The organism is Vulgatibacter sp., from assembly GCF_041687135.1.
Classification (GTDB): domain Bacteria; phylum Myxococcota; class Myxococcia; order Myxococcales; family Vulgatibacteraceae; genus JAWLCN01.
Window position 1 is genome coordinate 62,513 of sequence record NZ_JAWLCN010000006.1, and the last position, 22,389, is coordinate 84,901.

Here is a 22,389-nt window from a genome sequence, read left to right on the forward strand (position 1 = left end):
GCGATGGAGCTTCTCCTCCACGTTCGTGAAGGCGGCGGAACGCGGGTGGTACGGCCTGGGCAGGCCACGATCCGCATCGGGCGCGACGCGGACAACGAGCTGGTGATCCCGGTGGCGGCGGTGTCGAAGCGCCACGCGCTCCTGCGCTGGCAGGGCGGCGGGGGAACGCTCGAGGACCTCGGCTCGCGGAACGGAACCCGGGTGAACGGCGCGCCGGTGGTGGGCGTGGTGGCGGTCGTGCCCGGGGACGAAATCGAGATCGGGCCGGCGCTGGTGCAGGTCGCTCCCGCCACCGACGCAGCGGAAAGGGCGGGCTTCCGCAAGCGGGTGCACGACGAGCTGCTGGTGCGGCTCGACCTGCGCCGCCTCGATCCGGACGCGATCGGCGCAGCGGAGCTCCGGCGCCGCACCGATCGGATCCTCGGCGAGATCCTCGAGGCCTGGAGGGACGAGGTGCCGGAAGGCGCTGCGGCCGGGCTTCGCCGCGAGGTCCTCGACGAGGCGCTGGGGCTCGGGCCCCTCGAGCCGCTCCTCGCCGACGAGACGGTGAGCGAGATCCTCGTGAACCGCGCCGACCAGATCTACGTCGAGCGGGCAGGGCGCCTCGAGCTCGCGCCGCAGCGCTTCTCCTCGGACCGGGCGGTGCTGGCGGTGATCGAGCGGATCGTCTCGCCGATCGGCCGGCGCATCGACGAATCCTCGCCGCTGGTGGACGCGCGCCTCCCCGACGGTTCCCGCGTCCACGCGATCGTGCCGCCGCTCGCGCTCAAGGGACCCTGCCTCACCATCCGCAAATTCCGCCGGGAACCGCTGCGGGTGGAGGAGCTGGTGGCCTCCGGTGCGATGAGCCCGCAGCTCGCGGCCTTCCTCGAGCTGGCGGTGCGGGCGCGGCGCAACGTGGTGATCGCCGGCGGGACCGGATCGGGAAAGACCACGCTCCTCAACGTGCTCACCGGCTTCGTGCCGGAGCGGGAGCGGATCATCACCGTGGAGGACGCCGCGGAGCTGCAGGTTCGGCAGCCGCATTGGGTGCAGCTCGAGGCCCGGCCCGCCAACCTCGAGGGGCAGGGGGCGATCGGGATCCGGGAGCTGGTCCGCAACTGCCTCCGCATGCGGCCCGATCGGATCGTCGTCGGCGAGTGCCGTGGCGGTGAGGCCCTCGACATGCTCCAGGCGATGAACACCGGCCACGACGGCTCGCTCACCACGCTCCACGCCAACGGGCCGCGGGAGGCATTGGCGCGCCTCGAGACGTTGTGCCTGCTCTCCGGCGTCGAGCTGCCGGTGCGGGCGATCCGGGATCAGATCGCCCGGGCGGTCCACCTCGTGGTGCAGCAGGCGCGCTTTCCCGATGGGAGCCGGCGGATCACCCACGTCTGCGAGCTCACCGGGATGGAGGGCGAGGTGATCGCGCTGCAGGAGCTCTTCCGCTGGGACCGACAGGGTGGCGGCAGGCACGTGGCTACTGGGTTCGTCCCGCGCTTCGTGGAGGAGCTGCGGCAACAGGGCGAGGTGATCGATCCGGCGATCTTCGCCCGGGAGGGGTGACGATGCGGTGGCTGGTGCTGGCGGTGGCGTTTCTGGTCGGCGCAGGCGTGGGCTGGCTCGTGCACGGGCGCGAGGAGCCGGTGGCTGCCGCCGACCCCTGGGGTGGCGGCGGGCTGGTGGTGGAGGAGGGGGCTGCGGTCGAAGCCGCTGGCCCGGGTCCCGTGGCGGACGGAGAGGACGGGCTGCAGGGGAGCGAGGCCTTCGAGATGCGGCGACGCGACGTCCACGCGGCGCTCCTGGCCGGCGCCCTCGAGACGGCGGACCAGCGCTTCTCCACCCTCGTCGAGGCGGAAGCTGCGCTCCCACACCACGAGCGCGCGCCCCGGGAAACCCGGGAGCTCGCAGCGCGGCTCGCCGCCGGCTGGCACGAGCGCGGACGGGTCCACGAGGAGCGGCAGCAGCTCGAGGCCGCCTTCGCCGCCTGGGCCCGTGCGGCGGGCCTCGACCCCACGCACGTCGAGAGCCTCGCGGGGCTGCAGCGCCTCGAGTTGCGGGCAGCCCGGCTCCTCGCGGGCGACGCGAATTGCGCCGCCCTCGCGAGCATCACCGGGACCACCCGGCAGGAGAGCGCCACCCACCGCGCCGCCGCCGAACGCCTCGCGGGATGCGGAAGGCATGGGCGGTAGCGATCTGTTATGTAGCCCCTGTGGCTGACACCAACCGACCGACCCTGACGCTCATCGACGGCTCCTCGTACATCTTCCGTGCGTACCACGCGATCCGCACGGAGCTGGCGACGTCGAAGGGCCTTCCCACCCGCGCCGTCTTCGGCTTCACCCGCATGCTCCTCAAGTCGCTGCGGGAGGCCTCGCCCACCCACGTTGCGGTGGTCTGGGACCGGGACGGCAAGACGCTGCGCCAGGCGATCGATCCCCAGTACAAGGCCCAGCGCCCCGAGGCGCCGGACGATCTCAAGGTCCAGTTTCCCTGGATCCGCAAGGTCGTCGACGCCCTCGCGGTGCCCAACCTGGAGAAGGCCGGCTGGGAGGCGGACGACGTCATCGCCACCCTCGTCCACCAGGCGGTCGAGCGCGGCTTCGACGTGGTGATCGTCACCGGCGACAAGGACTTCTCCCAGCTCGTCGGCGCGCACGTGAAGCTCTACGACGGCATGACCGACAAGTGGACGGGGCCCGACGAGGTGCGCGAGAAGTGGGGCGTGCCGGTCGAGAAGTTCCTCGAGCTCCAGACCCTCCTCGGCGACGCCATCGACAACGTGCCCGGCGTGCCGGGCGTGGGGCCGAAGACCGCGGCGGATCTGATCGCCCAATACGGCGACGTCGACGCGGTGATCGCCGCCTGCGATCGTGGCGAGGTGAGCAAGAAGAAGGTCGCCGCCGCCATCTGCGAGGCAAAGGATCAGCTCGCGCGGAACAAGGAGCTGGTGCGGCTGCGCACGGACGTCGAGCTCGAGCTCGGCCCCGACGATCTGCAGCGCCGCCAGCCCGACCCGGGCCCGGTGCAGCAGCTCTTCCGCGACCTCGAGTTCTACGGCCTGCTGCGCGAGCTCCCCGCGGTGCTGCCGACGCTCAAGGGCGTGCAGGCCGAGACGCCGCAGGACGCAGCGCCCGTCGCGCCTGCCGATGCCTTCCCGCTCCCGGCGACCGAGCTCGTCACCGACGAGGCGGCGTTCGCCAGGCTGCTCGAGCGGATCCGCGCCGCCGATCACGTCGGCCTGCGGGCGGCGCCGCCGATCGAGCCGGTGCACGCAGCGGATCTCGTCGGGGTGGCGCTGGCGATCCCCGGGGGCCCGAGCGCCTACGTGCCGGTGGGCCACCGCGGCATGTTCGTCGGCCCGCAGCTCGATCGCGCCCGGGTGGTGGAGGGCCTCCGCACCGCCCTCGCCGGAAAGCCCTGGTACGGCTCGCACACCAAGCGCGACCTCATGGTGCTCTACGGCGCTGGGCTCGACCTCCACGGCGCCACCGGCGACGCGGAGCTCGCTGCCTACCTGCTCAACCCGGTGCGGCGCACCTTCGAGACCACCGACCTCGCCCGCGAGAAACTTGCCTGCGACGTGCCCGAGTACGGGACCGTCGCCGGCGTGGGCAAGGAGCGCAAAGCCTTCTGCGAACTGGAGCCGAAGGCCGCCGGAGACTTCATGGGCGCCACCGCCGCGTGTGCAGCCGAGGTGGCGCAGCGCCTCCTCCCCGAGCTGGACGAGGCGGGGCTCGTCGGCGTCTACCGGGAGCTCGAGCTGCCGCTGGTGCGGCTCCTCGCCCACATGGAGCGGCTCGGAATCCGCCTCGACACCGAGACCCTGGCAGCCCTGGGCAAGGAGCTCGACGAGAAGCTCGCCGTGCTGCTGAAGCGCTGCTTCGAGCACGCTGGGCGCGAGTTCAACGTGGGCTCGCCGAAGCAGCTGGCGCAGGTCCTGTTCGAGGAACTCCACCTGCCGGTGATCAAGCGGAGCAAGACCGGCCCCTCCACCGATCACGAGGTGCTCGAGAAGCTCGCCGAACAGCACGAGCTGCCGAAGGCGGTACTCGAATACCGCTCGCTCTCGAAGCTCAAGGGGACCTACGTCGACGCGCTGCCGCTGCTGGTGGCGAAGGACGGCAGGCTCCACACCACCTTCGAGCAGAGCAACACCGCCACCGGGCGCCTCGCCTCGAGCGATCCCAACCTGATGAACATCCCGATCCGCACCGAGGAGGGCCGGCGCATCCGCGAGTCCTTCGTGGCCGATCCGGGCTTCGTGCTCGTCTCGGCGGACTATTCGCAGATCGAGCTGCGCATCCTCGCCCACGTCACCGGCGATCCCGGCCTCGTCGACGCGCTCCGCTCCGGCGCCGACGTGCACGCCCGCACCGCTGCCGAGGTCTTCTCGGTGGCGGTGGACGCGGTCACCGCCGACCAGCGCCGCATCGCCAAGATGATCAACTACGCGGTGGCCTACGGCCTCTCCGCCTTCGGCCTCTCCACCCGCCTCGACATCCCGCCCGGCGAGGCGGCGGCGATCATCAAGGCCTACTTCGAGCGCTACGCCGGGGTGAAGAGCTGGATCGATCGGATCATCGCCGAGGCGAAGGCGAACGGCTTCGTCACCACCCTCGACGGCAGGCGCCGCTTCCTCCCCGATCTCGGCTCGCGGAACCCGGCGCTGCGCCAGGCGGCGGAGCGCGCGGCGATCAACATGCCGATCCAGGGCACCGCCGCCGACATCATGAAGCGGGCGATGATCCGGGTGGAGGAGGCCCTTCGCAACGAGGGCGCCGACGCGCGCCTGCTCCTCCAGGTCCACGACGAGCTCGTGCTCGAGGTCCGCGAGGGGCAGGTCGACCGGATCGCCGCGCTGGTCCGCGAGGCGATGGAGGGGGCCGCCTCCCTCGAGGTGCCGCTGGTGGTCGACGTGGGGCAGGGCGCCAACTGGGCCGTGGCCCACTGACGTTCCCGGCGGAGCTTCGTCAGCTGAGCATCGGTTCCTGCAGCGTCTCCGGCGGGGCGAAGGCTTCCACCACCAGCCGTGGGTCCTCGTGGACGAGGAGGACCACGCCGCCGAAGCGGGGCACGCCGTGGCGGGGGGCCCTGCCGGCGAGGCGGGCCCCCTCGTCGAGAGCCCCCTCGTGCAGCACGTCGATCGCCGCGTTGACGAAGTCGAGGACCTCCTCGTCGGCGGGCTCGCCGTTGAGGGGTTCCACCGCGTCGTGGAGCATCCCGCGGAGGAAGTAGATCTCCCGGAGGAGGAGCTCCTCCCCGCGCTGCGGCGAGAAGCGGAGGACGCCGCCAGCCCGGGACCAGGGCGCGGCGGGATCCGGCCGCACGGCGATCAGCTCCTCCGCCAGCTTGCGCAGGAAGGGCTCGACCAGCCCGTCCAGCAGCGGGGTGAGCCACACCCCCCGCTGCACGAAGGCGGTGTTCTGCCGCCGGAAGATCCCAGCCAGCCGCGCGCTCCCCTCGAGAAGTCGCTTGGCCGCACGGTAGCGGGGGTGGTTGGCGTTGCCGTTCTCCATCGCCGTCTCCTCGGCCCCGAGGAAAAGGCAAGGCCCGCGCCAGAACGGTCGCGGGCCTCGAGCGGGCGCCGGACCCGGCGGTCCGGCCTCTTCGCGGTGTGAAGCGGCGCAGCAGCCGGTGGGAAGTCGCGTTCCCACCGGAGGCATCACTTTGCGCAGGTGGGCACCGGATCGCACCGATGCCGCCCCAGCCGTTGGCTACTGGAAGACCTGGCAGCAGCCGGTCACGCAGAACTCGTTGGCGCCGGCGCAGTCCGCGTGCATCACGCAGCTGTCGCGGCCGCCGGGGCAGACGGGCTCGGTCGTGCCGCCGGTGCCACCCGAGCCGCCCGTGCCGCCGCTGCCACCGGGACCGCTGCCGCCGGCGCCGCCGGGGGGCTCGCCGATGCAGTTCTCACCCTCTTCGCAGGGGTTCACGCAATCCTGGTTCTGCGTGCAGCTGTTGCAGGCGGTGCAGAACGAGGTGGCGCCGTCGCCGTCGTCGACGCAGTTGAGCCCGCTGTCGCAGGGCGCCCCGCTCGTGCGGCAGGCGCCGCCCTCCGCACCGGCCACCGCCGCAGGATCCCGCGCGGTGCGGCAGCCCTCGTGGAACATGCCCACCAGCTCCGGCGTGCCGTTGCCGTTGATGTCGATCCAGCAGCAGCCGAAGCAGTCGCAGCCGTTCGGCGTCCAGTCGAGGCAGAAGGCGTCGTTGCCGGTGCCCGAGTTGCCGTCGAAATAGCACTCGGTGGAGCCGTTGGCGCCGTTGTTGTCGCCGGGGATGCCGGTGCCGAAGCTCGACTCGTCGTTGTCGTAGGGACCGGCGCACTCGGGGTCGAATTCGTCGGTGAGGCCGTCGCCGTCGTTGTCGATGCCGTCGGAGCACTCGCAGCCGGTGCTGGTGCCCGGGCAGTCGAGCCCCTTGATCCCGCCGGTGCCGCCGCTGCCGCCGACGCCGCCGGTGGCGCCCATGCCGCCCTGGCCGCCGGCGCCGCCTACGGCGCCGCTACCGCCGGCGCCGCCACTTCCACCAGCGCCACCACTTCCACCAGCGCCGCCGCCGGAACCGCTGCCGCCGGTCCCGCCGGATCCGCCGGCGCTGCCGACGCCACCCGTTCCACCTTCGTTGAGGCCGGACTCATCGGTCTCGGTGCCTCCGCAGTGGAGGCTGGTTGCTGCCAGGAAGGCGACGAGAAGCGGCATGGAGAGACGGTGCATCATGGGGATCCCCCTAGAATTTCGATCTCGCGCACTCTACGTGCGCCGACGGCGAGATGCACGTTTCCCGTACCACCGGTCGGGGTCTGTGGGAGTCCCATGGTCGGGTGCAACCCGCTAGTGGCGCCAAATCCCTGGCGAAATCGCGCCGGCAGGCCCTGCGGGAGGGCCCTCCTGCTTTCCGTGGCCCGCTGCCGCGCGGCGCTGGAGCACCGGGCAGGGGCCGGGGGTGGTGAGGCGCACGCCGTTCTCCTCCCCCGGGTGGAGGACGACCCGCTGGAGCGCCGGCTCTTCGGCACCGGCAGGCAACGCCACCGGCAGCGAGACCGCCGGCTCGAGCTCCGGGCCATCCTCCATCGCCTCGATCCCGCGCCGGGACCTGCCGCGGGCCCGCCAGGCGCCGAGGACCAGCAGGACCGCGGCGCCGGCCCACCAGACGTTCGTGTCGGTGAAGAGCGGGAGCCAGCCGTAGCGGCTCTGCATCGCGCGCTTCCAGTCGAGCTCGAGGAGGATGAGGGGCTGCCCGTAGGCGGCGATGAGCGCATCGGCGAAGGGCTCGCCGGCGCCGAGGTGGCGGACGAGCCGCTGGAGCACCGCCCCGTCGCCGCTCGAGGCGAGGAAGGCGACCAGCGAGGCGCTCTGGGCGTAGGCGAGGTCCACGTCGGTGGGCGATCCCGGCCAGCCCTCGTCGATCTCGCGGACGGGCAGCAGCGCCCCAGCGGCGCTCGCCCGGGCGAGGGTGGTGCTCCGCGAGAGGGTCCACTCGTTGGCGTAGATCTGGGCGAAGCCCTCGGTGAACCAGCGCGGCATATGGCCCTGGACCAGCCGCCCCAGCGCCACGTGGGCCAGCTCGTGCCGCAGCACCGCCCGGACGTCGCCGTTGCGGCCCGAGGCCTGCGCGTCGATCACCACCAACCCGAGGCCAGGCCAGGCGACGCCTGCGGCCCAGCCGGGTACCCTGCCGCCGCGGGGCTGCAGCGCTGCGAACTCCTCGCGGCCGTAGGCGAAGCGGATCTCCATCGGCCCTGCGTCGAGGCCCCCGAGGAGCGCCTCGAGCTCGGCGCGCTCCGCGTCCAACCCTTCCGCCAGCGAGCGGGCGACGCCGGCGGCGGCGCCGGGGGCTGCGAGGACGTGCATCCGCGCCGCCGGTGGGCTGGGGATTTCGACCACCGGGATGCCGGGTGTGAGGTCGACCCGGGCGGGCGCCTCCGCCGGCTCCGCGAGGACGGGGGTGGTGACGAAGAGCACGACCAGGGCTGCAACGAGGAGGCGGAGCGTTCTCATCGACCCTTCCGATGCGAAGGGGCGGTCGGCCGTTGCGGCGCATCCGCCTCGGCTCTTCCACCCGGATCGGAGGGGCTGACGTTCCGATCCCACCGAACTTACGGCAGGAGGGCGTTCTGGCAAGCGAGCGAAGAGGATCAGGCCCGGAGCCGCGCCGCGGCGGTGGCCTCGTCCACGCCGCGGACGAGCACCGTCTTGCGCCTGGCCGTAGCGCCAGCCACCAGCTCCACGTCGCGCTTCGGCACCGAGAAGGTCGCCGCCAGGAAGGCGATCACCGCGTCGTTCGCCTCGCCGTCCACGGGCGGGGCGGCGATCTGGAGCTTGAGGCGGTCGCCGTGCTCGCCGACGATCCGCGTCCGGGAGGCCCGCGGCTGCACCACGATCTCCACGAGCACGCCACCGGTCGACGGCCGCAGCCAGGCCGGCATCAGTCCGCTGCGCCTGCGGCGCGGGGAAGCCGCGTGACCTTGTCGAGGGACGCGGGCTCCGCGTCGATCGCCTCGAGGAGCTGCAGCTGCGCGTCCGCCGCCTGGCGGAGCTGGGTGGCGAAGAGGGCCCGCTGCCGTTTCATCTCGGTGATGTCCCCGAGCACCTCGGCGAGCCGCTCGTTCGCCTGCTGCAGCAGGATCTCACCGCGCAGCTCCGCCTCGGCGACGATGTTCTCCGCCTCCTTGCGGGCCTGCGCCTTCACCTCGTCGCTCAGCCGCTGGGCGGTGACCAGCGTCTCCTGGAGGAGCTTCTCGCGGGAGGTGAGGGCGTCGATGCGCTCCTCCCGCCGCTTCAGCTCCTCGCGCAGCTCGATGTTCTCCCGGGCGAGCTCCTCCAGCTGGGCGCCGACCTGGTCGAGGAAGGTGCGGACCTCCTCGGCGGCGAGGCCGCGGAACGACCGGGCGAACTCCTTCTGCTGGATGTCGAGGGCGGTGACCTTCATGCGGCGGAGTCTACCGCCGGGGGCCCACCGCACCAACTTTCGTGCGCCCGCCTGCTCGTTGCTGCCCGGGCCTGCCGGAAGCAGCGTTGGCAGGGAGGAACGATGCATCTCGTTGACGCCGCGCGGACGGGCCCGCACCTTCCGGGCATGCGTGCCCTCGCCCTCCTGCTCGCCGCCGCTGCGTCCCTCGTCCCTGCTGGCGCCGCGGCGGACGACGACCCGTGGTTCGGTCCCGACAAGGTGAAGCATTTCGGCGCCTCCGCCGCGCTGGCGGTCGGCGGCTATGCGCTGGGAGCCGCGTTCTTCGACGAGGTGCCGGCGCGGCTCGCCACCGGTGCGGGAATCGCGCTCGGCGCAGGGGTGGCCAAGGAGGTGGCCGATCTCGCCGGCGCCGGCAGCGCCTCCTGGCGCGATCTCGTCTGGGACGTGGCGGGCACCGGCGCGGGGCTGCTGGTGGCGTGGGGTGTCGACGCGGTCTTCTTCGCGCCCGCAGGCGGCGCGGACGACGCCAGGCTCGTCACCCTGCAGGGACGCTTCTAATCGTCGAGGAATTGCTCGCCGAGCTCCTTCGCGCGGCGGGTCGCCGCCTCCACCGCGTTGATCAGCGTGGTGCGCAGGCCGCCGGCCTCGAGGGTATGGAGGCCCGCGATCGCGGTGCCGCCCGGCGAGGTCACCTGATCCTTGAGCATGCCCGGGTGCTGGCCGGTCTCGAGGAGCAGCTTCGCCGAGCCGAGCACCGTCTGCGCCGCCAGGGCCTGCGCGGTGTAGCGGGGCAGGCCCACCTTCACGCCGGCGTCGGAGAGCGCCTCGATGATCAGGAAGATGTAGGCGGGGCCGCTGCCGGAGAGTCCCGTCACCGCGTCGAGCAGCGACTCGTCGACGATCACCGTCTGGCCCACCGCATCGAAGAGGGCCTTCGCCGTGGCGAGATCCGCCTCGGTGGCGTGCTCGCCGCCGCTCACCGCGGTGGCGCCTGCGCCGACCAGCGCCGGCGTGTTGGGCATCGCCCGCACGATCCGCGCGCCGGCGCCGAGTTTGCGCTCCAGCGCGGCGATCGGCACGCCGGCGGCGACGCTGATCACCAGCTTGCCGTGATCGATCCCCGGCGCCACCAGCTCGAGCATCCGCTCCAGCGCCTGCGGCTTCACCGCCAGCACCACGATCTCCGCGTCGGACACCGCCGCCACGTTGTCGAGGCTGGTCCGGATCCCGTAGCTCCGGTGCAGGTGGTCGAGCCGCTCCGGCCGCCTGCCGGTGCCGACGATCGCATCCGCCTGCCAACCGGCGCCGAGGAGCCCCTTGATCAGGGCCTCCGCCATGTTGCCCGCGCCGACGAAGGCGATCTTGGGCGAATCAGCCAATGATGAAATCCTCCGCCACCACGTTCCCCTCGGCGAAGCGCCGCAGGGTGAAGCGATCGAAGATCTCGTCCTTCACGCCGCCCGTCATCCAGGTGGCCATCAGCTCCGCCACCGCCGGCGCCATCATGAAGCCGTGGCCGACGAAGCCGTTGAGCTGCAGGAAGTTCGGCAGCTCCGGCGTCTCACCGAGGATCGGGTTGTTGTCCGGGGTGACGTCGTAGCAGCCCGCCCATTGGCGGATCACCTTGAGGTCGCGGGTCTGGGGGATGCAGTCGATGAGGGCGCGGGAGTAGCGCGCGAGGTAGCGGAGGGTGCTGCCCATCTCGAGGCCGGGGGGCTCGTTGGGATCCCCCATGCCGCCGACGATCTCGCCGCGCATCGACTGGCTGAAGTAGAGGCCGTTGCCGAGGACCGAGACCAGCGGCCCGAGCCAGGGCTTGAGCGGCTCGGTGGCGCAGATCTCGTGGCGGTGGGGCTCGTTGGGCAGCTCCACGCCGGCGAGGCGGGCGATCCCCGGCGACCAGGCGCCGGCGGCGTTCACCAGCACGTCGCACTGCACCGGCCCGCGATCGGTCTGCACGGAGGTCACCCTGCCGCCGGCGGTGTCGATCCCGGTGAGTTTGGTGAAGGTCTCGATCCGGACCCCGAGCTTGCGGGCCCCCTGCGCGTAGCCCCAGAGGAAGGGCCAGGGGAAGACGACGCCGTCCTCGGGGTTGAAGGCCGCGGCGATGAACCTGCCGCCGTCGAGCTGGGGCACGACCTCCTTCGCGCCGCCCGGCGTGAGCATGCGCGTGGGCACGCCCAGCGAGTTGTGGAGCGCGGCGTTCTTCTCGAGGCGCTGCGCCTGCACTTCGTCGGGGGCGAGGAAGAGGTAGCCGCCCTGGCGGAACCAGACGTTGATCCCGAACTCACGCGCGAAGGATTTGCAGAGATCGATGGAGCGCTTGGCCAGCCGCACCATCGTCGGCGTGGACCACTGCATGCGCACGCCGCCGCCGTTGCGGCCCGAGGCGCCGGAGCAGAGGTAGCCCTCCTCGAGGACGAGCACGTCCTTCTGCCCCCGCCGCGCCAGGTTCCAGGCCAGGGCGAGGCCCATGATCCCGCCGCCGACGATCACCACCGATGCCCGCGCGGGCAGCTTGCCCTCGGGCTTGAGCGGATGGGAATCGTGGGTGGGAAAGCCGTCCGGCGCCACCTGCTCGAAGGGCTCCACCGGCGGCGGCACGCCGTGCCCGGGAACGTCGCCGACGACGTCGAGGGGCAGGGTGGCGAGCTCGCCGAGGGAGATCATCCGCGCCGGCGGCCGCGGGGTGAAGGGGAGCATCGCCTTCTCCGCGATCCCGCCTTCCTCCGCGAGGATCCGCGCCACGGTGCCGAGGCAGTTCTTGCCCTGGCAGACGCCGGTGCCGAAGCCCGTGTAGCGCTTCACCGACTCGATGTCCCGGTAGCCCTTGGCGATCGCGTGGCGGACGTCCTCGATGGTCACGTCCTCGCACGTGCAAACGAAACACTTGCTCACCGCGCACCTCCCGCCACCGCCGCCGCAGCCCTTCCTGCGCGCTCACCCGCCTGCGCCGCCTGGTTGGCGGTGCAGGGGCCGGTCACCTCGCCGCAGGCGAAGAGGCCGGGGATCCCGGTGCCGCCGTCCGCGTCGACCACCACCGCGAAATGGCCGTCGCGGTAGGCCACGTGGGCCCCTGCGTGCCGGGCGAGATCGACGAGGGCCGAGGTGACGCCGCCCACCGCGATCAGATCGCAGGCGACCTTGCGCTCGGCGCCCTTCGCATCGGCGAGGACCGCGCCGGCAACCGCCGACCGGCCCCGCGCCTTGACCAGGTGGCCCGCGGCGCCGGCCCGGAGGCCGACCTCCGCTACCACCTCGCAGCCGGCGCCGCGCAGGAGCGCAGCCAGCGCCGCAGCCTCCGGCCCTTCGCCGGCGACCACCGCCCGCTTGCCGGGGAGGACGCCGTCGACGGTGACGAGGCGCGCCAGCGCCCGTCCCGCGAAGATGCCGGGCAGATCGTTGTTGCCGAACGCAGGGAGGGGCTCCGCCGCACCTGCGGCGATCACCACCGCCTTCGGCTTCACCACCACCAGGCGGCGCCCGGGGGCCCGCACCGGCACGAGGGTGCCGTGCTCCCGGTAGAGGCCGAAGGCGAAGCTGCCGAAGAGCACGTGGCCCCCTGCTGCCCGGAGCGCCTCGACCTGCTCGCTCACCCAGCCGCCCTCGGGGGCGTTGGGGAGGGCGAGGCCGGAACGCAGCCTGCCACCGGGGCCCGGCTGCTCCTCGACCAGGGTCACCTGCGCACCTGCCCCTGCCGCCGCCCGCGCCGCAGCGAGGCCCGCAGCGCCGCCGCCGACGACGAGCACATCGGTCTGGTGGGAGGCGAAGCTGGCGCCGTCGGCCCGGGCGGCGTCGGGCAGGGTGCCGAGGCCGGCCATCTCCCGGGCGACCTTCGCCACCACGTGCTCCACCACCGGCACGCCGGCGAACATGGAGTGGTGGTCGAGACCCCGGGGGTACATCCAGTCGATGGTCGAGAAGATGTCGTGGTTCACCGAGGGAAAGGCGTTCTGCCGCTCCACCCGCATCCCCTCGCGCACCGGCGTGGTGCAGGCGGTGACGTTGGGCTCGCCGTTCACCCGGACCAGGCACTGCGAGCAGCGCCCGGAGAGGCAATAGGGACCCCGGGCCCGGTGGTATTTCACCGCGCGGGAGAAGACGCCGACCCCGTTCGCGAGGAGCGCAGCGGCGAGCGGCTCGCCCTCCCGCGCCGGGATGTGCTCGCCCTCGAATTCGATGCGCACCGCGCGACCGCCGAGGGCCGTGCCTGCAAGCCGTTCCGCCTTCGCCATGCTGTGCCTTCCTGAAGTGCCGCGTCGTATAACACGCCATCGGCCTTCTGTCCGAGCGACGCCGCTTGCCTTCCGGCGTCGTGGATGCCTTTCTCCCCGGATGGGCGCCGAACCCCGGCCCAGCGCAGGCAACGCTGGGAATCCGAACGTCTTCTACTCCTCGCTGCGCGCCTTCCTCCGCGACCTGCCCGGCGTCCAGCAGCGATTCTGGGTCCTCGTCGTGCTCACCGGCGTCGCCGCCGGCCTGGGGGCGGTTCTCCTCGACCTGCTCCTCGAGGCGGTGGAGGCCCTCGCCTGGCCCGACGGCGCCACCTTCCTCGAGCGGATCGAGGCGGCTGGCTGGGGCCAGCGCGTCGGCGTCCTCGTCGGCGCCGGGCTCCTGGTCACGATCGTCGCGCTCCTGCTCCGCCAGCCCCTGGGCGGCCATGGCACCTCGGGGATCATCCAGGCGATCTGGGTCGAGGACGGCACCTATTCCCTCCGCCGCGCGCTGCTCCGCGGCCTGGTGATCATCGGCGTGGTCGGCATGGGCGCGCCCCTCGGCCGCGAGGGAGCGCTCATCTCCAGCGGGGCGGGGTCCGGCTCCTGGCTCGGGCGCCGCTTCGGCCTCGAGCCCAACCAGGTCCGCATCCTCGTCGGCTGCGGCGCCGGGGCGGGCATCGCTGCCGCCTACAACGTGCCCATCGGCGGCGCGCTCTTCGGCCTCGAGGTGATCCTCGGCAGCTTCGCCCTCGAGCTCTTCGGCCCCATCGTGGTGAGCTGCGTCACCGCCACCATCGTCTCCCGCGTCCTCCTCGCGAGCGAGCCCGCCTACGCGATCCCGTACTACCGCATCGGCGAGCCCCTCGAGATCGCCAGCTTCGTCCTGATCGCGCCGCTCCTCGGCGTGGCTGCCGCGATCTACATCCGCGGGATCGAGGCCTTCGCCAACCTCCCCGCGCGCTTTCCCGAGCGGCTGCGGCCCCTGCTGCCGCCGCTCGCTCTCGGCCTCACCGGCGTCGGCGCCATATGGCTGCCCGAGCTCCTGGGCAACGGCTACGACCCGGTCAATCTCGCGCTGCTCGGGCAGATGCCGCTCTGGCTCATGCTCCTCCTGCCCTTCGCCAAGCTCCTCGCCAGCGCCCTCTGCGCCGGCGCCGGCGTGCCGGGCGGCCTCTTCACCCCCTCGCTCTTCTTCGGGGCCCTCCTCGGCGGGGCCCTGGGGACGGCGGTCCAGGCGGTCTGGCCAGGGGCCGCGCCGCCGGGGGCCTACGCGCTCATCGGCATGGCGGCGGTCCTCGCCGGCACCACCCACGCCGCCATCTCCGCGGTGCTGATCACCTTCGAGATGACCCGGGACTACGGCGTGATCCTCCCGGTCCTCCTCGCCTGCGCCATCGCTACCGCGGTGAGCCGCTTCCTCGAGCCCCACTCCCTCTACACCGGCGTGCTCCACCGGCGGGGCGTGCCGCTCCCCGAGCAGGCGCGGCCGCGGTGGCTCCGGCAGCAGCCGGTGGCGCCGCTGGTGGAGGCGCAGGCGCCGCAGGTCGGGCCCTCGGCGCGCTTCGTCGAGGTGATGCAGCAGCTGCTCGCCCTGCCTGCAGGCTGGGACCTCTACGTGGTGGACGCGGAGGGGCGCTTCCTCGGGGCCATCGTCCTCGAGCAGCTCAAGGGGCATCTGCCCGACTCCGCCAACCTCGACGTGGTGATCGCCGCCGACCTCGCCGACCCCGCCGTGCCGCGCCTCACCGGCGAGGAGACGGTTGCCGCTGCTGCGGCCCGCTTCGTCCCCACCCACCTGAACCGCCTGCCGGTGGTGGACCCGGGGAGCGGGCGGCTCCTCGGGACGGTGGCCCGTGGAGACGTACTCCGGCAGGGGGTGTTCTGAACGGGCGGCGCTCGCGGACTTCCGTTCCCATCGTAGGGCCATGGAACTCCACTTCGACGCCGCCGTCTTCGACCTCGACGGCGTCGTGACCCGGACCGCGCGGCTCCACTTCGCCGCCTGGAAGGAGAGCTTCGATCGCCTCCTCGCCGAGCGCGGCCTGCCTCTCTTCACCCGCGAGGACTACCTCGCCTACGTGGACGGCAAGCCCCGGCGCGACGGCATCCGGGCTCTCCTCGCTGCCAGGGGGCTGCCCGGGGACGAGGCGGTGGTGGAGCAGCTCGCCACGGAGAAGAACGATCGCTTCCGCACCGTGCTGGCGCAGGAGGGACCGGAGGTCTTTCCCGGGGCCCTCGAGCTGCTCCGCGCGCTCCGGGCCCGGGGCGTGCGCACGGTGCTCGCCTCCTCGAGCCGGAACGCGGGGCCGGTGGTGGAGGCCGCGGGAATCGCGGATCTCTTCGACGCCCGGGTGGATGGCATCACCAGCGCGGCGCGCGGGCTCGCAGGCAAGCCCGCACCCGACCTCTTCCTCGCCGCTGCCCGGGAGGTGGGGGCGCAGCCGGAACGCTGCGTGCTCCTCGAGGATGCGGTCGCCGGCGTGGAGGCGGGGGCTGCGGGCTGCTTCTGCCTCGTGGTCGGCGTCGACCGCGGGGGCAACCACCTGCCGCTGCGCCTGGCTGGCGCCGACCTCGTGGTGCAGGGCCTCCGGGAGCTCTCCGTCGACGCGATCGAGCGCTGGTTCGTCCGCGCCTCGGATCGGCGTCCTTCGGCCCTCACCCACCTCGATGGGCTGCAGCGCGAGCTGCAGGGGAGGCGCCCTGCCATCTTCCTCGACTACGACGGCACCCTCGCACCGATCGTGGACCATCCCGAGGACGCGGTGATGCCGGCGCAGGTCCGCGCCGACCTCGAGGCAGCCACCACGCGCTGCCCGGTGGTGCTGGTGAGTGGCAGGCGCCTCGCGGACGTTGCGGCGCTCGTGGATCTGCCCGCGCTCACCTTCGCGGGCAGCCACGGCTTCGAGATCCGCGGTCCGACGGGCAGCCACGCGATTCGCCCCGAGAGCCAGGGGGCGATCCACGCCGCCGCCGCCGCGCTGCGGGCCCGCCTCGGCGCGATCGAGGGCATCCTCGTCGAGGACAAGAGCTTCGCGGTGGCGATCCACTTCCGCCTCGCCGATCCCGCATTCGTCCCCGCGGTGGAGCGGATGGTGGACGAGGTCGGCGCCGGCCTCGGCCTGCGCAAGACCCACGGCAAGATGATCTTCGAGCTCCGGCCCGACGTGGATTGGGACAAGGGGCGGGCGGTGCGTTTCCTCCTCGAGACCCTGGGACTCGGGGATGCGGTGCCCATCTACGTGGGCGACGACGTCACCGACGAGGATGCGTTCCGGGCCCTGGCCGACGACGGCATCTCGATCCTCGTGAGCGACGAGCCGCGCCCCACCGCTGCGCGCTGGTCGCTGCAGGATCCGGCGGAGGTCGGCTTCTTCCTGCGGCTGCTCTGTGGAGGGGAACCGTGACCGATTGCTGGACGCTCGCCTGGGAGGGGCTCGACTGGGGACAGGAGTCGCTGCGCGAGGCGCTCTGCGCCGTGGGCAACGGCTTCTTCGTCACCCGCGGCGCGGCGGAGGAAGCGGCTGCCGACGGCGTCCACTACCCGGGGACCTACGTCGGCGGCGGCTACAACTGCCTGGTGAGCGAGATCGCCGGGCGGCAGGTGCCCAACGAGGACCTCGTCAACTTCCCCAACTGGCTCCCGCTCACCTTCCGGCCCGCCGGTGGCAGCTGGCTCGACCTGCGCACGATGGAGGTTCTCGCCTACCGGCAGGAGCTGCGCATGCGCGACGGTCTCCTGGTCCGTTCCTTCCGGGTGCGCGACGAGGCAGGGCGGATCTCCCGGGTGGAGAGCCGCCGCTTCGTCCACATGGGCGCCGAGCACGTCGCCGCGCTGCAACTCACCCTGGTGCCCGAGAACTGGTCGGGGACGGTCGAGGTCAAGTCGGCGATCGACGGCGCGGTGCGGAACGCCGGCGTGGCCCGCTACCGCCAGCTCCGCTCCGAGCATCTGCAGGTCACGGCCCGGGGGGCGGTGGCGCCGGAGGGGATCTACCTCGTCGCCGAGACGGTGCAGTCGCGCTTCGTGGTGGCGGAGGCTGCGCGCACCAGGCTCTTCACCGGGGGCAGGCGCCTCGAGGTGGTGCCCACCCTGCTCGAGGAGGAGGCGCGGATCGCGCAGTGCTTCACCCTCGAGGTGCAGCAGGAGGAGCCGCTGCTGGTGGAGAAGGTGGCGGTGCTCTACAGCTCGAAGGATCGGGGGATCCTCGAGCCGGGGCACGAGGCGCGGACCGCCATCGCCGAGCAGGAGGATTTCGAGGAGATCCTGCCGGCCCACCTCGCTGCGTGGCGAGCGCTGTGGCGCCGCTTCGATCTCGAGATGAGCTGCAGGGACGGCGACAACTGGGAGCAGCGGATCCTGCGGCTCCACATCTTCCACCTGCTGCAGACCGTGTCGGAGAACACCATCGGCAGGGACGTGGGCGTCCCCGCCCGCGGTCTCCACGGCGAGGCCTACCGCGGCCACGTCTTCTGGGACGAGCTCTTCATCTTCCCGACCTACAACCTCCGCTCACCGTCAATCACCCGCAGCCTGCTGCTCTATCGCTACCACCGCCTCGAGGCGGCGCGCCGACACGCACGGGAAGAGGGGCTCGCCGGCGCGCTCTACCCCTGGCAGAGCTCGAGCGACGGGCGCGAGGCCTCGCAGCTCATCCACCTCAACCCGCGCTCCGGCCGCTGGGATCCCGATCACAGCAGGCTGCAGCGCCACATCAACGCAGCGGTGGCCTACAACATCTGGCTCTACCAGCAGATCACCGCCGACCAATCCTTCCTCGAGCGATACGGCGCGGAGATGCTCCTCGAGATCGCCCGCTGCTTCGCCAGCCTGGCGAAGTGGAACGAGGCGGAGGCGCGCTACGAGATCCTCGGGGTGATGGGCCCGGACGAATACCACGAGGGCTATCCCGGCGCCGCAGCAGGCGGCCTGCGGAACAACACCTATACGAACGTGATGGCGGTCTGGTGCATCGAGCGGGCGCTCGAGGCGCTGGAGCGGCTGCGGCCCGAGCGGCGGGAGGAGCTGGTCGTCCGCCTCGAGCTCGAAGCGGACGAAGTGGAGCGCTGGCGCCACATCACCGAGCGGATGAAGCTCTGCTTCCTGCCGGAGGGCGTGCTCGCGCAATTCGAGGGCTACGAGGCGCTGGAGGAGCTCGACTGGGATCGCTACCGCGATCGCTACGGCCACATCCTCCGGCTCGATCGGATCCTCAAGGCGGAAGGAGACACGCCCGATCGCTACAAGGTCTCGAAGCAGGCCGACGTCACCATGCTCTTCTACCTGCTCTCGACGGAGGAGTTGCAGGGGATCCTCCGCAAGCTCGGCTACGACTTCGACGACGACGCGATGCGGGCGAACGTGGCCTATTACCTGCCGCGCACCGCCAACGGATCGACGCTCTCGCTCGTGGCCCATGCGGCGGTGATGGACCGCATCGACCGCGAAGCGGGCTGGCAGATGTGGCAGATGGCCCTGCGCAGCGACGTCGAGGACATCCAGGGCGGCACCACCGGCGAAGGCATCCACCTCGGCGCCATGTCCGGCACGGTCGACATCGTCATCCGCCAATACCTCGGCGTCGAGATGACCCGCGGGGTGCTCTCGATCTCGCCGCGGCTGCCCGACAAGCTGCGCACCGTGCGCGCGCGGATCGAGCACCGCAACACCTGGCTCACCCTGGAGGTGGACGCCGAGGGCTTCGAGCTGGAGGTGGAGGAGATGGCGCCGGCGCCGGTTCGCCTCGAGGCGTGGGGCGAGCTGGTGGAGCTGGATGCCGGGGAGAAGCGTCGCTTTCCCCGGCCACCCGGTCGCTGATCAGCCGCGGCGCTTCGACCCGGCCTGCTTCTTCTGCGGGACGTTCGCGGCCTTTCCGCCTCCTGCCTGTTCTGCTGCAGCGGCCGCGGCCTTCGCCCTTTTGGCGGGGGCGCGCTTGCCGGTGCCGGCGGGGTTGGGCGCCTGCGCCCGGGCCTGCGCCTTCTGATCCTTCTTGCGGCGCTGCCTCTCGCGGTAGCCCATCTTCGCCTTCGGGGCCTCGGCGAGCGCCGCCGCCACCTCCACCGCAGGGGAGGGCTCGGTGGCGTGGAGCGAGGCGAGGGCGCCGGTGGTCACCGCCGTGGCCGCTGTCTGCAGCTGGCGGCGCGGCCTCTCGTCCCGGAGCTCCTCGCGGATGCCGCCGGGACCGTAGGCCGCCTCGAGGGCCTGGGCCGCCACCGGGTGGAGCTCGCCACCGTGGCTCATCGCCTCCTCCTCGAGCATCGCGAACCAGAAGAGCCGCTTGGTCACGAGGGTGGCGTAGGCGCCGGGGGGCAGGGTGAAGGCGACGTTCACCTTGAGCCGCCCGCGGTTCATCTCGTCCCGGCGGGGCTCGGAGACCACGAGCTTGCCCGGGTAGATCAGGATCTGCCGCTCCTCGTGCTTGAAGAACATGCCGGGCAGGTGGTGCATCTTCAGGTCGGGCAGGCGGAGATGCTCGCGGGCGAGGGTCGCCTCGGCGGCCTCGCGGGTCCGCTCGTCGGCGAACTCGGTCTCCGGAGCGAGCAGCGGGAAGGTGCGCTCGCGGAGGTCGCGGAGGATCGCCCCGGGGATCTCGCGGGGGAAGAGGAGCCGGCCCGCCTGGTAGCGGAGGCTGATCAGGTCCTCGTCCGGGAGGAAGCCCTGGAGCAGCCGGCGCACGCCCTCGTTCCAGAGCCAGCTCTGGTACTCGAAGATGAGCAGGGCGCGGTAGCGCGGTTCGATCTGGAGGAAGGCGCCGGCCCAATCGTCCGGGTAATCCTGCAGGTGGAGGAGGACGTTGCGGTACTTCGCCACCGCCTTGTACGGGCAGTGCCGCTCCCAATCGCCCCAGTTCTTCTCCCAGAACGCCTTCACCTTCGCGTCGTCGCTCTTGTCGAGGGGCGAGGGCTTGGCCATGTAGTTGTGGAGCGCGTGCTCGACCTGGTTCTTGATCAGATCCTTGGCGATGAAGCCCTGGCCGTGCTTCAGCGCGCCGAAGCGCTGGGAGTCGAAGTAGTTGACCACGCCGACGCGGCGCACTTCGGCGACCGAGGAGGCGAGGCGGGCGACGTCCTCCTCGCCGAGATCGCGCACCGTCACCGCGAAGCGGTTGGCGGTGAGGTTGGCGGCGGAGAGGGGCTCGGAGGCGCGGCCGAGGAATTTGAGGCGGAGATCGGGGTCCTGCATCTCCGCGTCCTTGCCGCGGATCGCCACGATCTGCTCGGTGCGGCCCTGCTTGTCCTTGAGGCCGCAGAAGCTCACCGCCGCCGGCGGGATCCGCATCCGGGTGCAGATCCGCTGCACCGCCTCGAAGGTGGACAGCTTCTGCTTGTCCATCAGGTAGACGCGGTAGGGGCCGCGCGGGTCTTCTTCGAATCGATAGGCCTCGCGGACGATGAAGTCCTCGGGCCGCTGCTTGAGCTTCATTGCGGTTCAAACCTTATCTGCCGGGTCGCGGCACGAAAGGCCGCTTCTATCACAGCGCCGCGGCGCTGCATCCCCCTGCAACCGCCGGGGGGCCCGGAGTCGTCCGGGCCGCTACCGCCAGGTGGCGCGACGAAGCGCGCGTCGGGTAGCATCCGCGTTTCACCGCAGGTCTGGTTCCGGGGGCTCCGATGGCTCGGCATGGGTCGCATCTTGCTGCACTGGCGGTCTTTGCGCTGGCTGTCGCAGCTGCAGGCTGCGGGGCGGATCCCGACAGCGTGGGGGCGGCTGCTCCCGGCGGCTCGGGGGGCTCGGGCGGCGCAGGCGGTTCGGGCGGCGTGGGTGGTGCGGGCGGCGCAGGTGGTGCGGGCGGAACGGCCGGGGCCGGCGGCATCGGTGGAGCGGGCGGCATCGGCGGAGCTGGAGGCGCAGGCGGAGCCGGGGGCAGCGGCGGTGGCGGAGGGGAGGGGCCGTGCGGCGGCAACTTCTGTCCCGAGGACCGCCCCCATTGCACGCCGGCGCTGACCTGCTCGGCCTGCGAGACCGGCTCGTGCGGCGGCGCCCACCTCGGGACCTTCGGTCTCTCCGGCGGCGACGCACCGGGTGCCCTCGCCTCCACCGCAGATACCCTCGTGCTCGGCGGCGGCATCGACGGCACGATCGACCTCGGCGGCGGGGCGCTCGACGGCGATACCGCGCCCCGCGGCCTGCTGCGCTACGCCGACCTCTATCTCGGCGAGCTCCGCCTCGACGGTACCCACCAGGCGAGCGTCGCCCTCGACAGCGGCGCCGGCGCCCGCATCGCCGAGATCCTCGCTGGCGGCGCAGGCGAGCGTTTCGTTCGTGGGCATTTCTTCGATTCGCTGGAGCTCTCCGGCGGCGTGACGCTCGTCGAGTCCTCGCCGACCACCTCGCCTTCGCACTGGGTCGCCTTCTTCGAGAGCACCGGACCGATCTGGTGGCGCACGGTGGAAGCGAGCACGGGCAGCATCGTCGACGCAGCGCTCCTTCCCGGCGGTGACGTGATGCTGGCGGGCCAGCTCCATCCCCGGGACACCCTCGACCTCGGCGGCACCTCGCTCGAATGCAGCAGCGCCAACACCTGCGCCTGGCTGGCGCGCTTCGGCGCCGACGGCACGCTCGCCTGGGCACAGCTCCTGCCGACGGGGCAGGTGATCAACCTGGCAGCGACGCCGGATGGCGGCATCGTCCTCTACGGCGAGCTGAAGGGGACCGTCGATTTCGGCGGCGGGCCCCTCCGGCTGGAGTCGAGCTACGCGGCGTACGTCGTCCGCCTCGACGGCGCCGGCGAACACGTCTGGAGCAGGCGCTACCCCGAACCCGGGAGCACGTCCGTCCTGCCCCGCGCCCCGGGCCTCGTCCTGGCGCCGGACGGCGGCTACTTCTTCCACGCCGACTGCTCCGGGGCGATCACCTTCCCCGGCGGCGGGAGCTACGTGGCGGAAGGCCACCTCGACGATTGCCTCTTCCGCTTCGATGCGGACGGCCTTTTCGCCGGGGCGCTCGAATTTCCCCGCTCCAGCGGCTTCGCCCTCCGCGGGATCGCCCTCGACCCCTGGGGGCAGGCGGTGATCGCCGGCGATTTCGACGCAGCCCTCGACCTGGGCGCCGGTCCGCTGGTGCCGGCGCGTCGGGAGGGCCTGCTGATCCGGACCGACGCGGGCCTCGCACCGTTCCAGACGCTGCGGCTCGCGGGGCCGGGCACGGTGCAGCTCTCGGCGCTCAGCGTGACGCCGGGCGGCGAGATCGTCGCCAGCGGCTCCTCCTCCGCAGGCGTGGAGCTCCCGGACGCCTCGGCTGCAGCCGGCGTCTTCGTCACCCGGATCGCGCCGTGATCCG

The 22,389-nt window shown here is 72.3% G+C and carries 17 protein-coding genes; 8 read left to right on the forward strand and 9 right to left on the reverse strand.

The genetic code is table 11. The features are described from left to right. Positions 1–3 precede the first annotated feature (3 nt). The 3 genes from ACESMR_RS15155 to polA are packed head-to-tail and all read left to right on the forward strand — an operon-like array spanning position 4 to position 4,936. A complete protein-coding gene (locus ACESMR_RS15155) occupies positions 4–1,548 on the forward strand; it encodes an ATPase, T2SS/T4P/T4SS family (protein WP_373047937.1) in 1,545 nt (514 codons plus the stop codon). 2 nt (positions 1,549–1,550) lie between these two features. Further along, positions 1,551–2,174, forward strand: a complete 624-nt coding sequence (locus ACESMR_RS15160) for a hypothetical protein (RefSeq protein ID WP_373047938.1) — start codon at positions 1,551–1,553, stop codon at positions 2,172–2,174. 20 nt (positions 2,175–2,194) lie between these two features. Beyond that, positions 2,195–4,936, forward strand: a complete 2,742-nt coding sequence (gene polA / locus ACESMR_RS15165) for a DNA polymerase I (protein ID WP_373047939.1) — start codon at positions 2,195–2,197, stop codon at positions 4,934–4,936. A gap of 19 nt (positions 4,937–4,955) precedes the next feature. Here polA and ACESMR_RS15170 read toward each other — a convergent pair whose 3' ends face one another. From ACESMR_RS15170 to ACESMR_RS15190, 5 genes are all read right to left on the reverse strand, one after another. Beyond that, positions 4,956–5,501 (reverse strand): hypothetical protein, encoded by a 546-nt coding sequence (locus ACESMR_RS15170; RefSeq protein ID WP_373047940.1) that lies wholly within the window; start codon positions 5,499–5,501, stop codon positions 4,956–4,958. A 198-nt stretch (positions 5,502–5,699) separates the two neighbouring features. After that, positions 5,700–6,698 carry a hypothetical protein gene (locus ACESMR_RS15175; protein WP_373047941.1) on the reverse strand — a complete coding sequence of 333 codons (999 nt, stop codon included), beginning with the start codon at positions 6,696–6,698 and terminating at the stop codon, positions 5,700–5,702. 117 nt (positions 6,699–6,815) lie between these two features. After that, on the reverse strand, positions 6,816–7,982 hold the full coding sequence (locus tag ACESMR_RS15180) for a peptidase MA family metallohydrolase (protein ID WP_373047942.1): 1,167 nt from the start codon (positions 7,980–7,982) through the stop codon (positions 6,816–6,818). A 137-nt stretch (positions 7,983–8,119) separates the two neighbouring features. Beyond that, positions 8,120–8,410 (reverse strand): DUF167 domain-containing protein, encoded by a 291-nt coding sequence (locus tag ACESMR_RS15185; protein ID WP_373047943.1) that lies wholly within the window; start codon positions 8,408–8,410, stop codon positions 8,120–8,122. Further along, positions 8,410–8,913 carry a DivIVA domain-containing protein gene (locus tag ACESMR_RS15190; protein ID WP_373047944.1) on the reverse strand — a complete coding sequence of 168 codons (504 nt, stop codon included), beginning with the start codon at positions 8,911–8,913 and terminating at the stop codon, positions 8,410–8,412. Before ACESMR_RS15190 ends, ACESMR_RS15185 begins: the two co-directional genes overlap by 1 nt. A gap of 147 nt (positions 8,914–9,060) precedes the next feature. Here ACESMR_RS15190 and ACESMR_RS15195 point away from each other — a divergent pair, with 147 nt between their 5' ends. After that, a complete protein-coding gene (locus tag ACESMR_RS15195) occupies positions 9,061–9,453 on the forward strand; it encodes a YfiM family protein (RefSeq protein WP_373047945.1) in 393 nt (130 codons plus the stop codon). On the opposite strand, the gene proC is transcribed toward ACESMR_RS15195, so the two are convergent. The 3 genes from proC to ACESMR_RS15210 are packed head-to-tail and all read right to left on the reverse strand — an operon-like array spanning position 9,450 to position 13,130. Beyond that, complete coding sequence (gene proC, locus ACESMR_RS15200) at positions 9,450–10,274, reverse strand: pyrroline-5-carboxylate reductase (protein ID WP_373047946.1); 825 nt, start codon at positions 10,272–10,274, stop codon at positions 9,450–9,452. The two genes, ACESMR_RS15195 and proC, sit on opposite strands and share 4 nt — an antisense overlap. Then, on the reverse strand, positions 10,267–11,793 hold the full coding sequence (locus tag ACESMR_RS15205; RefSeq protein WP_373047947.1) for an FAD-dependent oxidoreductase: 1,527 nt from the start codon (positions 11,791–11,793) through the stop codon (positions 10,267–10,269). Before ACESMR_RS15205 ends, proC begins: the two co-directional genes overlap by 8 nt. Continuing rightward, entirely contained in the window at positions 11,790–13,130 is a 1,341-nt protein-coding gene (locus ACESMR_RS15210) for an FAD-dependent oxidoreductase (protein ID WP_373047948.1), read from the reverse strand. The genes ACESMR_RS15205 and ACESMR_RS15210 overlap by 4 nt, the downstream gene beginning before the upstream one ends. A gap of 100 nt (positions 13,131–13,230) precedes the next feature. Here ACESMR_RS15210 and ACESMR_RS15215 point away from each other — a divergent pair, with 100 nt between their 5' ends. The 3 genes from ACESMR_RS15215 to ACESMR_RS15225 are packed head-to-tail and all read left to right on the forward strand — an operon-like array spanning position 13,231 to position 18,927. Then, positions 13,231–14,997: a chloride channel protein gene (locus tag ACESMR_RS15215; protein ID WP_373047949.1), complete on the forward strand. Its 1,767-nt coding sequence runs from the start codon at positions 13,231–13,233 to the stop codon at positions 14,995–14,997. A gap of 40 nt (positions 14,998–15,037) precedes the next feature. Further along, entirely contained in the window at positions 15,038–16,516 is a 1,479-nt protein-coding gene (gene otsB, locus ACESMR_RS15220) for a trehalose-phosphatase (protein WP_373047950.1), read from the forward strand. Then, positions 16,513–18,927, forward strand: a complete 2,415-nt coding sequence (locus ACESMR_RS15225; RefSeq protein WP_373047951.1) for a glycoside hydrolase family 65 protein — start codon at positions 16,513–16,515, stop codon at positions 18,925–18,927. Before otsB ends, ACESMR_RS15225 begins: the two co-directional genes overlap by 4 nt. Here the strand turns inward: ACESMR_RS15225 and truD are convergent, their stop codons facing one another. After that, positions 18,928–20,532 carry a tRNA pseudouridine(13) synthase TruD gene (truD, locus tag ACESMR_RS15230; RefSeq protein ID WP_373047952.1) on the reverse strand — a complete coding sequence of 535 codons (1,605 nt, stop codon included), beginning with the start codon at positions 20,530–20,532 and terminating at the stop codon, positions 18,928–18,930. A 188-nt stretch (positions 20,533–20,720) separates the two neighbouring features. Here truD and ACESMR_RS15235 point away from each other — a divergent pair, with 188 nt between their 5' ends. Then, complete coding sequence (locus tag ACESMR_RS15235; RefSeq protein ID WP_373047953.1) at positions 20,721–22,385, forward strand: hypothetical protein; 1,665 nt, start codon at positions 20,721–20,723, stop codon at positions 22,383–22,385. The last annotated feature ends 4 nt before the right edge of the window (positions 22,386–22,389 follow it).